Origin of the sequence: Microbispora sp. H11081, from assembly GCF_012999535.1 — a bacterium.
In the GTDB taxonomy this organism is placed as follows: domain Bacteria; phylum Actinomycetota; class Actinomycetes; order Streptosporangiales; family Streptosporangiaceae; genus Microbispora.
In genome coordinates, this window is record NZ_JABBWV010000001.1 from 654,472 (window position 1) to 666,731 (window position 12,260).

At 72.2% G+C, this 12,260-nt stretch carries 14 protein-coding genes and 1 riboswitch; of the genes, 6 read left to right on the plus strand and 8 right to left on the minus strand.

Translation table 11 applies throughout. The features are described from left to right. Window positions 1–161: 161 nt before the first annotated feature. From HHX31_RS02890 to thiO, 3 genes are all read right to left on the minus strand, one after another. Window positions 162–926 (minus strand): thiazole synthase, encoded by a 765-nt coding sequence (locus tag HHX31_RS02890; RefSeq protein ID WP_169944700.1) that lies wholly within the window; start codon window positions 924–926, stop codon window positions 162–164. A gap of 2 nt (window positions 927–928) precedes the next feature. Beyond that, entirely contained in the window at window positions 929–1,129 is a 201-nt protein-coding gene (gene thiS, locus HHX31_RS02895) for a sulfur carrier protein ThiS (protein ID WP_169944701.1), read from the minus strand. Further along, window positions 1,126–2,238 carry a glycine oxidase ThiO gene (gene thiO / locus HHX31_RS02900; protein ID WP_169944702.1) on the minus strand — a complete coding sequence of 371 codons (1,113 nt, stop codon included), beginning with the start codon at window positions 2,236–2,238 and terminating at the stop codon, window positions 1,126–1,128. The genes thiS and thiO overlap by 4 nt, the downstream gene beginning before the upstream one ends. Beyond that, window positions 2,229–2,339: riboswitch (TPP riboswitch) on the minus strand. Its footprint overlaps the gene before it by 10 nt. Before the next feature lie 174 nt (window positions 2,340–2,513). Between thiO and HHX31_RS02905 the strand changes: the two genes are divergently transcribed. Genes HHX31_RS02905 through thiE form a run of 3 tightly spaced genes read left to right on the plus strand, consistent with a single transcriptional unit; the run spans window position 2,514 to window position 4,794 of the window. Further along, window positions 2,514–3,692, plus strand: a complete 1,179-nt coding sequence (locus HHX31_RS02905) for an FAD-dependent oxidoreductase (RefSeq protein ID WP_169944704.1) — start codon at window positions 2,514–2,516, stop codon at window positions 3,690–3,692. Between the two features lie 43 nt (window positions 3,693–3,735). Then, window positions 3,736–4,110, plus strand: a complete 375-nt coding sequence (locus tag HHX31_RS02910; protein WP_169944705.1) for an Rv2175c family DNA-binding protein — start codon at window positions 3,736–3,738, stop codon at window positions 4,108–4,110. Window positions 4,111–4,140: 30 nt separating this feature from the next. Further along, window positions 4,141–4,794, plus strand: a complete 654-nt coding sequence (gene thiE, locus HHX31_RS02915; protein WP_169944707.1) for a thiamine phosphate synthase — start codon at window positions 4,141–4,143, stop codon at window positions 4,792–4,794. Window positions 4,795–4,816: 22 nt separating this feature from the next. Here thiE and HHX31_RS02920 read toward each other — a convergent pair whose 3' ends face one another. Beyond that, window positions 4,817–5,887: a polyprenyl synthetase family protein gene (locus HHX31_RS02920; protein ID WP_169944708.1), complete on the minus strand. Its 1,071-nt coding sequence runs from the start codon at window positions 5,885–5,887 to the stop codon at window positions 4,817–4,819. 140 nt (window positions 5,888–6,027) lie between these two features. Between HHX31_RS02920 and metF the strand changes: the two genes are divergently transcribed. After that, the gene (gene metF, locus HHX31_RS02925; RefSeq protein ID WP_169944710.1) at window positions 6,028–6,954 is read left to right on the plus strand and encodes a methylenetetrahydrofolate reductase [NAD(P)H]; all 927 of its coding nucleotides are present in this window, start codon (window positions 6,028–6,030) and stop codon (window positions 6,952–6,954) included. 21 nt (window positions 6,955–6,975) lie between these two features. On the opposite strand, the gene HHX31_RS02930 is transcribed toward metF, so the two are convergent. Beyond that, entirely contained in the window at window positions 6,976–7,548 is a 573-nt protein-coding gene (locus HHX31_RS02930; protein ID WP_169944712.1) for a GNAT family N-acetyltransferase, read from the minus strand. Window positions 7,549–7,592: 44 nt separating this feature from the next. Beyond that, window positions 7,593–8,069, minus strand: a complete 477-nt coding sequence (locus tag HHX31_RS02935; protein WP_169944714.1) for a YbaK/EbsC family protein — start codon at window positions 8,067–8,069, stop codon at window positions 7,593–7,595. A gap of 125 nt (window positions 8,070–8,194) precedes the next feature. Here HHX31_RS02935 and HHX31_RS02940 point away from each other — a divergent pair, with 125 nt between their 5' ends. Both HHX31_RS02940 and HHX31_RS02945 read left to right on the plus strand, forming a co-directional pair. Continuing rightward, window positions 8,195–9,118, plus strand: coding sequence for a L,D-transpeptidase family protein (locus tag HHX31_RS02940; RefSeq protein WP_249345350.1), 924 nt, complete (start codon window positions 8,195–8,197; stop codon window positions 9,116–9,118). Between the two features lie 407 nt (window positions 9,119–9,525). Beyond that, the gene (locus HHX31_RS02945) at window positions 9,526–9,963 is read left to right on the plus strand and encodes an SAV_6107 family HEPN domain-containing protein (protein ID WP_169944716.1); all 438 of its coding nucleotides are present in this window, start codon (window positions 9,526–9,528) and stop codon (window positions 9,961–9,963) included. Between the two features lie 186 nt (window positions 9,964–10,149). On the opposite strand, the gene HHX31_RS02950 is transcribed toward HHX31_RS02945, so the two are convergent. Both HHX31_RS02950 and HHX31_RS02955 read right to left on the minus strand, forming a co-directional pair. Continuing rightward, a complete protein-coding gene (locus tag HHX31_RS02950) occupies window positions 10,150–11,394 on the minus strand; it encodes an arginine deiminase (RefSeq protein WP_169944718.1) in 1,245 nt (414 codons plus the stop codon). Between the two features lie 135 nt (window positions 11,395–11,529). Beyond that, window positions 11,530–12,024: a transcriptional regulator gene (locus HHX31_RS02955; protein WP_030508976.1), complete on the minus strand. Its 495-nt coding sequence runs from the start codon at window positions 12,022–12,024 to the stop codon at window positions 11,530–11,532. Window positions 12,025–12,260: the final 236 nt, after the last annotated feature.

Consider the following 12,260-nt stretch of genomic DNA (forward strand, 5'->3'; position numbering starts at 1 on the left):
GTGTTCCCTAATCCCAAACCGAGACCTATTCGGCAGCCTTCCACGCCCTCAGAAAAGCCATGCCGAATCAGAAAGCCGCGCTTACCAGACGTGGACTCCGCGCCTGTGCGCCCACGGGCGCACAGGCGCGGACAAGACACTCGAAGGGGGCGGCGGCCGGTTCAGAATGGGCGGCCGGGGGAGGACGCCTCGGCGTGGCGGCGGCGGGGGATCCTGCCCGCCAGGCGGGCCTGCCGCCCGGCCGTGACCGCCTGCCGCATGGCCGAGGCCATCAGGTCAGGCCGGTGCGCCCGGGTCACGGCGCTGGCCAGCAGCACGGCGTCGCAGCCCAGCTCCATCGCCAGCGCGGCGTCGCTGGCCGTGCCGATGCCTGCGTCGAGGATCACCGGGACCGTGGCGGCCTCGACGATCAGCTCGATGCTGTGCGGGTTGCGGATGCCCAGCCCGGAGCCGATGGGAGCGCCGAGCGGCATCACCGCCGCGCACCCGGCGTCCTGCAGCCTGCGGGCCAGCGCCGGGTCGTCGCCGATGTACGGCAGCACGACGAAGCCGTCGGCGACCAGGCGCTCGGCGGCGTCGAAGGTCTCGATCGGATCGGGCAGCAGGGTCCGCTCGTCGGCGATGACCTCCAGCTTGACCCAGTCGGTCTCCAGCGCCTCGCGGGCCAGACGGGCGGTCAGCACCGCCTCGCCCGCCGTGAAGCACCCCGCGGTGTTCGGCAGCACCTTGATGCCGCGGGCGCGCAGCACGTCCAGCACGGAACCGCGCGCCGCCGGGTCCAGCCTGCGCATGGCGACGGTGGTCAGCTCGGTGCCGGACGCCTCCAGCGCCTGGTCTAGCACCTCCAGGGACGGCGCGCCGCCGGTGCCCATGATGAGCCGCGAGGCGAACTTCTCCCCGCCGAGCACGAAGACGTCGTCGGTCATGGTCATCCTCCCTGCACCGCCGTCAGCACCTCGACGTCGTCGCCGTCGGCCACCGGGGTGGAGTCCCAGGTGCTCCGGCTCACCACCTCGCCGTTCAGGGCCACCGCGACCCCGGACGCGAGGGACGTGAGGGTCCGTACGGCGTCGCCGACCGTGGCGCCGTCGGACAGCTCGGCCGCTCCTCCGTTGATCGTGACTTTCACTGGCTGAATCTCCCTGGATGACAGGATCCGATGACCTGGGGTGGCTCGTCTCCGGTGAGGAACGCCGCGACGGCGTCGGCGGTGATCGGGCACAGCAGCACGCCGTTGCGGCCGTGCCCGGTCGCCGCGAACACGCCCGGCGGTCCCGCGGGGCCGATGATCGGCAGGTTGTCGGGCGTGCCTGGCCGGAAGCCGACCGTGGTCTCGGCCAGTTCGAGCTCGGTGATGCCGGGCACCAGCTCCCGGGCGTCGCGCAGCAGCTCGTACACGCCGCCGGCGGTGACCCGCTCGTCGTGCCCGAGCTCCTGCACCGTGGCGCCCAGCGTGATCTCTCCGTCGCCCCTGGGCACCAGATAGGCGGGGGAGCCGTGCACCAGCCCCCGTACGCACCGCGTGAGGAACCCCTGGGGCCCGCGCAGCCGGAGGATCTCGCCCTTGACCGGGCGCACCGGCAGGCCGGGCAGGAGGGACGCCGACCACGACCCGGCCGCCACGACGACCTGGCCCGCCGGGACCGTGTCGCCGTTCGTCAGCCGTACGGACGGGCCACCGGTGCCGGAGGCGCCGATCTCGGCGACGTGCTCGGAGACCAGCACGCCGCCCGCCTTCTCGAACGCCGTGAGCAGGGCCCGCACGACCCTGCGGGGGTTGACCCAGGCGTCGTCGCGGGCCAGCAGCCCGCCGCGCACCGACGGGGCGAGCATCGGCTCGAAGGAGCGGCACTCGCGCCCGGTGAGCCGCTCGACCCGCAGGCCGAGCGTCCGCTCGAAGGCCGCCAGGTCGTCGAGGAAGGCCATGTCGTCCGCGCTCCTGGCGACCTCGAGCGTGCCGTCGGTGCGGTAGTCCAGCTCGATGCCGCTCTCGTCCTCCAGCGCGGCGCGGAACGCCGGCCAGGCCGCGAGCGACGCGAGGCCGAGCCGCAGCAGCGGCTCCTCGGTGTAGGTCACCTCGCTGACCGGTGCGAGCATCCCGGCCGAGGCGTGGGTGGCGCCGCCACCGGGCGTGGGGTCCGCCACCGCGACCGACAAGCCCCGGCGGGCCGCGCGCCAGGCCACGGCGAGGCCCGCCACGCCGCCGCCGGCGATCACAACGTCGTATGCGGGGGACAAACCGCGCTCCCTTCGCCGGCATTACCCGGATCAGGTCGGGGCGGTCGAGAGCCTCGCGCTCTCCTCTCAGCCCGGTCCGCCGGGCTCCCGCGCGTCGTACGCCCACAAGCGTAGTACGCCGCCCGTCGCGACCGATCGCCGGATCCGCGGCCGGTGTCAGGCGAGTCAAGGGGCCGCTTCACAACGCGGGCCCCCGCGGAAGTGCGCGCTACTTACCCAACTCGTTATGAGGGGCCCGTTGGCCAGGCCCCCCGCTGACAATCTATGGTCAAACTGTGGATCACGTCGTGGTGGTGGGTGCCGGCCTGGCCGGCGTGCGGAGCATCGAGGCGTTGAGGGCCTGTGGGTTCACCGGCCGCGTCACGCTCATCGGCGAGGAACACCATCGCCCCTATGACCGCCCGCCGCTGTCGAAGGCGGTGCTGCTCGGAGAGACCGACTCCACGGTGGTCGACTCGGACCTCGACGCCCTCGACGTACGGCTGTGCCTGGGCACGGCGGCCAAGGGACTGCGCGACGGCGTGCTGGAGACGACCGAGGGCGAGCTGGAGTACGACGGCCTGGTCATCGCCACCGGCGCCACCCCGATCCGGCTGCGCGGCGAGGGCCGCCAGCATGTGCTGCGGACCATAGAGGACGCGCTGGCGTTGCGCGAGCGGCTGGTCCCCGGGGCCCGGGTGGCCGTGGTGGGGGCCGGCTGGATCGGCGCCGAGGTCGCCACCGCCGCGGCCAGGGCCGGGTGCGCCGTGACCGTCGTGGAGGCGGGGGAGAGCCCGCTCGCCATGGCGCTCGGCCCGGAGGTCGGCAGCCACACCATCGGCTGGTACGCGCGGGCGGGCGTCGAGCTGCGTCTCGGCGCGATGGTCGGCACGGTGGACGCCGACGGCCTCACGCTCATGTCCGGCGCGCGGGTGCCGGCGGACGTGGTCGTCACCGGCGTCGGGGTGCGCCCGGCCGTCGACTGGCTGAAGGGCTCGGGCGTCCGGCTCGACGACGGGGTCGTGGTCGACGAGCACCTGCGCACGTCGTTGCCCGGCGTGGTCGCGGTGGGCGACTGCGCGAGCTGGTGGTCGCGCAGGTTCGGCACCCGGCTGCGGGTGGAGCACTGGGACACCGCGCTCCAGGCGCCGGACACGGCCGTCGCCACCCTCCTGGGCGAGGAGGCGGTCTACGACCCGGTGCCGTACTTCTGGTCGGAGCAGTTCGGTCACATGGTGCAGTTCGCCGGGCACCGTGAGGCCGGTGACCGGGTGCTGCGGCGCGGCGACCCGCGTACGGACGCGAAGTGGGCGGTGTGCTGGCTGACCGCCGACGACAGGCTCGCCGCGGTGCTCACCGTGGACCGGCCGCGCGACGTCGTGCAGGGCCGCCGGATCGTCGAGGGCGGCCAGCGGCTCGACCCGCGGAGGGTGGCGGATCCCGCCGTCCCGCTCCGCGACTGCATTATGGCGTAATCGAGGTGTTTCCTGGCGGCTCGCCTGTGGTAATGGTGGATCCGTGACGCTTACTGTTGCGCAGATCGACCGGAAGACCGACGAGCTCGTGGGGGAGTGGCTCCCCCTTTCGGACGCGGCCAAGAGGCTGGGGCTCAGCATCGGCCGCGCCAAGCAGCTCCTGAAGGACAAGAAGCTCGCCGGCGTCCGCAGGGGCGGCGGCGAGCCGCAGATCCCCGCGGTGTTCATCGCCGGGGGCGAGGTGCTCAAGGGCCTGCCCGGCACCCTGACACTCCTGGCGGACGCGGGGTACGACGAGGTGGAGTCGATCCGGTGGCTGTTCACCCCGGACGACTCGCTGCCCGGATCCCCGATCGACGCGATCCTCAAGGGCAGGCACACCGAGGTCAAGCGCAGGGCCCAGGCCCTGGGTTTCTGACCCTTCACGACCCCGTGGCATTGTGGTCGGGTGACTGACACCCGGCGGCAGCGGCTCGCGCAGGCCAGGCTCTACCTCTGCACCGACGGCAGGAGGGACCGCGGCGACCTGGAGAAATTCCTCGACGCGGTCCTGTCCGGCGGCGTGGACATCGTCCAGCTCAGGGAGAAGGGCCTGGAGGCCCGCGAGGAGCTGGAGCTGCTCCAGGTCTTCCGCGCGGCGTGTGACAGGCACGGCGCGCTGCTGGCCGTGAACGACCGGGCGGACGTCGCCTTCGCCGCCGGGCCCGACATCCTGCACCTCGGCCAGGACGACCTCCCGGTCCCGGTGGCCAGGGAGATCCTCGGTTCCGGCGTGCTCATCGGCAGGTCCACGCACTCGGCGGCCGAGGCGTCGGCCGCCGCCGTGGAGCCCGGGGTTGACTACTTCTGCTGCGGGCCGATCTGGCCCACGCCGACCAAGCCGGGCCGCCCCGCGCCGGGCCCCGTGCTGCTCGACCACGCCGCCCGGCTGGGGGACGGCCGGCCCTGGTTCGGCATCGGCGGCATCGACCTGGGCAACCTCGACGAGGTGATGGCGCACGGCGTGCGGCGGGCCGTGGTCGTCCGGGCCATCACCGAGGCCGACGACCCCGGCGCCGCCGCCGCCGCGCTCAAGGCCAGGCTGTCCACCGTCCCGCTCTGAGCCGGCCGGGCGCCGCCTCCGGTCAGGTGCGCCGGGCGGTGGCGGCGACGGCGAGGGCGGCCAGCGCCGCGCGGGCCTCCTCCTCGATCGGCGCGTGGTCGAGGGCGAGCAGCGCGTCGTCGAGATAGCGCTTGATCATGCCCTCGCACGCGGCGAGCGCGCCGGTGTCCTCGATCACCGCGCGCAGCCGCCCGACGCCGTCGGCGTCCAGCTCGGGGTCGCCGAGAAGGGACCGTACGACCCCCGCCTGGGCGGGAGTGGCGTCGGCGAGCGCGCGTGCGATCAGGACGGTCCGCTTGCCCTCGCGGAGATCGTCCCCGGCGGGCTTGCCGGTCTCCGCCGGGTCGCCGAACACGCCGAGGATGTCGTCGCGGAGCTGGAAGGCGATGCCCACCTGCTGGCCGTACTGCACGCAGAGCCGGTCGATCCACGAGTGCCTGGCCCGGGCGGCGAGGACGAGCCCGAGCCTGAGCGGCTGCTCGACCGAGTACTTCCCGCTCTTGTAGAGGGCCACCCGCAGCGCGCTGTCGTGGGTGCTCTCGCCCTGCGCCTGTTCGAGCAGGTCGAGGTACTGCCCGCACATCAGCTCGGTGAGCATGTGGTCGTGCACCGGCTGGGCGGCGGCGAGCGCCTCAGGCGCGAGGCCGCAGGTGCGCCACATCTCACCGGACCACACCAGCAGCAGGTTCCCCAGCAGCACGGCCGAGCCCTCGCCGAACTGCTCGGCCGAGCCGTGCCAGCCCGCCTCCGCGTGGATCCGTTCGAACCGGCGGTGCGCGGACGGCATGCCCCTGCGCACGTCGCTCGCGTCCATGACGTCGTCGTGGATGAGCGCGCTCGCCTGCAGCAGTTCCAGCGAGGCGGCGGCCGCGTTCAGCCCCGGATCGTGCGCGTCGCCGCCCCCGGCTCGCCACCCCCAGTGGCAGAAGGCGGGCCGCAGGCGTTTGCCCCCGGCCAGGAAGTCCTCCGCGGCGGTCAGGATGGCCGCCAGATGGGGGTCGCCGAAGTGTGGTCGCTGCCGGTCGATGAACTCCCGGAGCGCGCGGTCCACCTCCGTACGGATGGAATCGAGCGAAACGGCGGAAGCGGTCATGGTCTGAGACTAACCGGGGTTGATCCGGACACACAGCACCAGATACCCCCTCAAGGGGGTCAACTCGTCCCGCTTGCGAAAACGTCCACATAGCAAGACTGCGACCATTGGAAAAAGAGCGGCGCTGTAACCTCTGCTGTATGGCTCTCGGTCTGCCCTCGCGGCTTCCTGATCGCGTCCCGACGGTCCGCGAACTGCTGGCCGCGGGCGAGCGCTCGTTCTCGTTCGAGTTCTTCCCGCCGAAGACCGACGAGGGGGAGCGCCAGCTCTGGCGGGCCATCCGCGAGCTGGAGGCGCTGCGGCCGACGTTCGTCTCCGTGACCTACGGCGCCGGCGGTTCGACCCGCGACCGCACGGTCGACATCGTCGAGCGGCTCGCCCACGAGACGACGCTGACCCCCGTCGCCCACTTCACCGCGGTCGACCACTCGATCCGGGAGTTGCGCCACCTCGTCGGCAGGTTCGCCGACGCGGGCGTGCGCAACATCCTCGCCGTACGCGGCGACCCGCGCGGGGGCAACCCCCTGGACGAGTGGGTCAAGCACCCGGAGGGCGTCCTGTACGCCGAGGATCTGGTGCGGCTGATCCGCCAGGCGGGCGACTTCTGCGTGGGGGTGGCGGCCTTCCCGTACAAGCACCCCAGGTCGGCGACCATCGAGTCGGACACGAAGTATTTCGTGCAGAAGTGCCGGGCCGGCGCGGACTATGCGATCACGCAGATGTTCTTCAGGGCCGAGGACTACCTGCGGCTGCGCGACCGCGTGGCGGCCCACGGGTGCGACACCCCGATCATCCCGGGCATCATGCCCGTCACGCAGATGAGCACGATCGCCCGGTCGGAGCAGCTGTCCGGCGCGCCGTTCCCACGGGAGGTGGCCGAGCGGTTCGAAGCCGTCGCCGACGACCCGGCCGCGGTCCGCCGCGTCGGCATCGAGCACGCCGTCGAGCTGTGCCAAAAGCTCCTCGACGAGGGCGCGCCCGGCATCCACTTCATCACCTTCAACCGGTCGAGCGCGACCCGCGAGGTGTTCCAGGCGCTGCACAGCGTGCCCGCGGTCGCAGGCTGAGCCGCCTCCACGGGCGGGCGTTCAGTCGCGGCGGGCGTCTAGCTCGGGCAGCGGCAGGCGAACCCCGGCGATGACGTACTCCTCGTACCCGCCGGGGAAGACGAACCTGGTCATCAGGTCGGTGAACCCGACGTCGCGGTAGAGGTGCCTGGCCACTGTGGGGGCGTCGTGCGTCGACAGCACGGCCGTGCGCTCGGGGCGGCCCTCGCACAACGCGTGGATCAGGCGGCGGCCGACCCCCTGGCCCTGGTATTCGGGGCGCACGTGGATCTCGGCGATCTCCAGGGCGTCGCCGAACCAGTCCTCCGCCGCCACCGGCCCGGCCCGGTCCTGCAGCGCCCCGCGCACGACGTCGTGCCACCACTGCCCCCGGCCGCCGTGGAAGCCGTACGCGAAGCCGGCGACGCCGCCGGGCGCCTGCGCGTCCTCGGCCAGCAGGCAGTCGAACTCGGGGTAGGTGGAGTGGTTGCGCATGATCGCCAGACGCCCGGCGAGCTGGTCCGACGGCGGGCGCATGGCGACCGTGTAGATCTCCAGCACGGTGTCCAGCACCGCCCTGAACCGGTCGGGCCCCACCCGTCGCAGTTGGATCACTCGTCGCACATTAGCAAAACGTCGCCCGGCCGGTCCGGCAGGTGTCACGCCACGTCGGTGGCCGTGCCCCCGGTGATGCGCAGCAACTCCTCGTAGGAGGTGGGGAAGACCGTGTGGGGGTGCCCCGCGGCGGCCCACACCACGTCGTGCTTGCTCAGCCACGTGTCGACCAGCGTCCGTACGGGCGCGGGGTGCCCGACGGGGGCGACGCCGCCGATGGGCTGCCCGGTGTGCTCGCGGACGAACTCCGGCGTGGCCCGCCGCACCTTCGCCGCGCCGGCCACGCGGGCGATCAGGTCGGTGTCCACGCGGTGGGCGCCGCTGGTCAGCACCAGCAGCGGCGCGCCGTCCGCGTCGAAGATCAGGCTGTTGGCGATCGCGCCGACCTCGCAGCCCAGCCGGGCCGCCGCCGTCGCCGCCGTAGGGGCGGCCTCGTCCAGCACGACGACCTCGCCCGTCGCCTCCAGGGCCCGCAGGGCCTCCTGGACCCGGATGACGTTCGGATGCAACTTTTCTGCCACCCGCTCACTCTAAATGGATTGCCAGGACATACGTGGTCGCTTATGGCCTCCTATGATCTCGTGGCTCACAATCGGACCATACGGTGGGTCCTTTGATCGGGAATCCGGCTTATGAGGGGTGGGTCATGATGAGGGGTCGACGGCGGCTGGCCGCGGCCACGCTCGTCGCGGTAGGGGCCGTGGCGTTCGGGGCGACCGGCGTCACCGGCACGGCGCTGGCGCGCACCGCCGCGCCCACGGGCACGCTGACCACGGGCACGCTGACCACGGGCACGCTGACCACGGGCACGCTGACCACGGGGACCGTGCGGTCAGCGCTCCCGGCGCTCCCGGCGCTCCCGGCGCTCCCGGCGCTCCCGGCGAGGGGCGCCGTGCCCGCGAGCGCCGCCGCGTACCCGCCGTTCGCGGCGCCGGGCAAGACGCTGAAGCTCGGCGCCAAGGGTTCGGCCGTGAAGGCGCTGCAGTCGCGGCTCAAGGAGCTGGGGTACATGCCGGGCTCGGCCGACGGCCGGTACGGCGGGACCACGCAGGCGGCGGTCTGGGCGTTCCAGAAGGTGCAGGGGATCGCGCCGACCAGCACGATCGCCGCCAGGACCTGGAGGGCGCTGGAGAACCCCCGGGCGCCCAGGGTCCTGGTGCCCAGGGGCAGGCCGACCCGCGTAGAGGTGGACCTGACCAGGCAGGTGATGGTTCTGTACCGGGGCGGTGCGCCGGTGCTCATCAGCCACATCTCCAGCGGCAGTGGCATCCCCTACACCGAGTACGCCATCTGGAACGGCAAGCGGCAGCGCTTCTCCGGCAGCGCCCGCACGCCGACCGGCGACTACAGGACCACCTGGCGGGTCAAGGGCTGGCACCGGTCCTACCTGGGGCAGCTCTACAATCCGATTTTCTTCAACGGCGGCATCGCGCTCCACGGCGCGCTGTCGGTGCCGCTCTACCCGGCGTCGCACGGATGCGTGCGGCTGCCCATGAACGTGGCCGAGGTCCTGCCCGGCATGCTCGGCAAGGGCGTTCCCGTGCACGTCAGGGGCGCCTTCAGACGCTAGTGACGCCATCCCGGAGGGGTCCCGTGCGAGGTGGTCGCGCGGGACCCCTCCGGCGTCTCCTGCTCACTTTTGCGCCACACTCCTCGAACACGTATTCGCTGACAGCCTTGACAGGCGACATGATCGAATCTATGTTCGAAGGGGTGGGCGTGGGACTCGCGGCTCGCGCCCACTCCGTTGGATTCGTGCCTTCGTCGTCGGCGGAGACGGTTGCGGCACGGCCCGCGGCGTGGGCCGGACGGGGAGAGGGGAAGCTCCTCGTCCGGCCGCCCACGGGAGTCCGGGAAAGCGCCGGGCGATCTCGAGCGGTTCACGGGATCTCCCGGCCGGCGAAATTGTCGGTGCGATCTGCGACTGTGAGGTCACCGGCGACCTTCGCCGGAGTGCCACGACTCAAGGAGGCGGGCATGACTGAGCAGAATGACGACCAGAGGGGCGGCCCCCGGCTCTCGCAGGCGGTCCTGGCACACCTCGCGGACGCCAGGGCCTGCCTCGCGGACGCCACCGTCGGGCCCACTCCGGCGGACCGCTACGTGTCGGCCCATCTGGCGGCTCTCCGTGCCGCCGCCGGGATCCTCGCGGCGCGTCCGCGGCCGATGGACGGCCGCAGGCGGCGACTGCGCAGCGCCTGGGAGTTGCTCCCGGAGGCCGAGCCCAAGCTCGCGGACTGGGCGGCCTACTTCGCGGTGAGCGCGACCAAGCGCGCGGCGGCGGAGGCCGGGATGGTCCGGGCCGTCACGCAGCACGACGCCGAGGAGATCATAGCGGAGGCCGACAGGTTCGTCGGCGAGGTCGAGTCGATCCTCGGCCTGCCCGGCCGCCCCACCCTGCCCATGGCCGGCTGACCTCCGGCTCCTGCCGGGGTCCGAGCCGCTAAGGGCCGGCCCTGGCGTGATCCTGCCGGCTCGTCCTGCCGGTCCGTCCTGCCGGTCCGTCCTGCCGGCCCGTCCTGCCGGCCCGTCCGGTGGCCTCTCCGGTGGGCCCGCCCGGCGGGCGCGGCCGCCCCCGCGCGATTCGCGAGGCGCCGCCGCTCAGACGGGGTCGCGCTCCAGAGGGCAGCTCATGCACCGCGGCCCGCCGCGTCCACGGCCGAGTTCGCTGCCGCGGATCGGGATGACCTCGATTCCGTGCCTGCGCAGGTAGTTGTTGGTGGTGGTGTTGCGCTCGTAGGCGACGACCACGCCCGGCTCCAGCGCCAGCACGTTGCAGCCGTCGTCCCACTGCTCGCGTTCGGCCGCGTGCACGTCCTGCGTCGGCGTGAGGACCTTGATGTCGTCCAGGCCGAGGGCCCGCGCGATCGCCTTGTGCATGTCCTCGGGCGGATGATCGGTGACCTTCAGCTCCTTTTCCGTGTCGCCCGGCTCCACCGTGTAGGAGGGGAGCATGCCGAGCCCCGCGTACTTGGTGAAGACGCCGACGTCGACGTTGGTCATCACGGTGTCGAGGTGCATGAACGCGCGGGCCTTGGGCAGGTCGAGCGCCACGATGCGGGTCGCCGACCCCGCCCGGAACAGGTTGGTCGCCAGCATCTCGACCGCCTGCGGCTGGGTGCGCTCGCTCACGCCGACGAGCACGACGCCGCCGCCGAGCACGAGGACGTCGCCGCCCTCGATGGTGGCCGGGGCCATGCGCACGCCCTCGTACCAGACGTTGAACCCGCCGTCGTCCGGCTTGGCGTAGCCCGCGGCGAACAGCGGGTGCCAGCGGTAAACGGCCTCGTAGTTGACGGTCTCCCGCCTGCGGGCCTTCTTGCGCATGGCGTTGATCGACACCCCGTCGTACACCCAGCAGGAGGTGTCGCGGGCGAACAGGTGGTTGGGCAGCGGCGGGAGGACGAAGTCGTCGGTCCCGAGCGTGTGGAAGACGATGGAGCCCGGGTCGCAGCCCAGCTCCATGATCTCGCGTTTGGTGATCCCGCCGGTCAGCAGCGGCGCGAGCGCGTCGGCGTCGAGGGAGTCGAGCGTGTTGCGGATCGCGTCGGCGGCCAGCGGGCCGAACCAGTGCTCGTCGACGCTGCCGTCGAGGATGTGCTTGCGCGCGTCGGGGATCTCGATCACCTCGCGCAGGAGGTCGCCGAGACGGTGCACCGTGACGCCGTGTCCGGTCAGCACCTCGCACCACTCGCGGTGCTCCTCGAGCGCGCGGTGCACCCAGAGGACGTCGTCGAACAGCAGGCCGTCCTTGTTGCCCGGGGTGAGCCGCTTGAGGGCGAGTTCGGGTATGTCGACCAGAACCTGGCGGAGCCTGCCCACCTCGGAGCCCACGAAAAAGGTCATGTCCTGCACTATCCCCGAATGGCAGGAATCACTCGTACCCGCGGCTCCCCGGTGCGGCGGCGCCGTCCCGGGCCGCGAGGCGGGCCGGAGAAACAGGCGCCGTCGCGGGGAGCCGCGTACGAGTCGGGCGGGAGATCAGAAGGACTCGACGGCGCGGCGGGCCTCCGCGTCGAGCACGCCCCAGTGGATGAACTCCTCGGTCAGCTCGACCGGCGACTTGTCGTAGATGACCGCGAGCGAGCGCAGGTCCTCCTGCCGGATGGACAGCACCTTGCCGTTGTAGTCGCCGCGCTGGCTCTGGATCGTCGCGGCGTAGCGCGCCAGCGGGCCGGCCTTGTCCTTCGGCAGCTGGGACAGGCGCTCCAGGTCGATCACCAGCTTGGGCGCGGGCGCGAGCGGGCTGGGGGCGGCCCCGCCGGGAAGCAGCTCAGACACCGGCACTCCGTAGAAATCCGCGAGCTCGGCGAGCTTCTGGACGGTCACCGCGCGGTCGCCCCTCTCGTAGGAGCCCACGACGACGGCCTTCCACCGTCCGCGGGACTTCTCTTCCACACCATGCAGGGACAGCCCCTGCTGGGTCCGGATGGCGCGCAGGCGCGCGCCCAGCGACTTGGCGTAGTCAGACGGCATTGTGTGGCCCCCGGCTTTCTATGTCTCTTCTCACTTGATTGTGCGTCCTTGTCCTAAGCGTTCCGAACACCGGGGCTGGTACCCGTGACCGGCACCTTCGGTGACCGCTGCGTCGGGTTTTACCCAGGAAGGTCGCGTGTTGTGGTTACGGACAGTGACGGTAAAGCCGACTCTCCCAAAGGTCAAGCTGATTGGAAAAAAGAGCGTCAAAACAGTGCTCTCCCCGAAATCCCCGA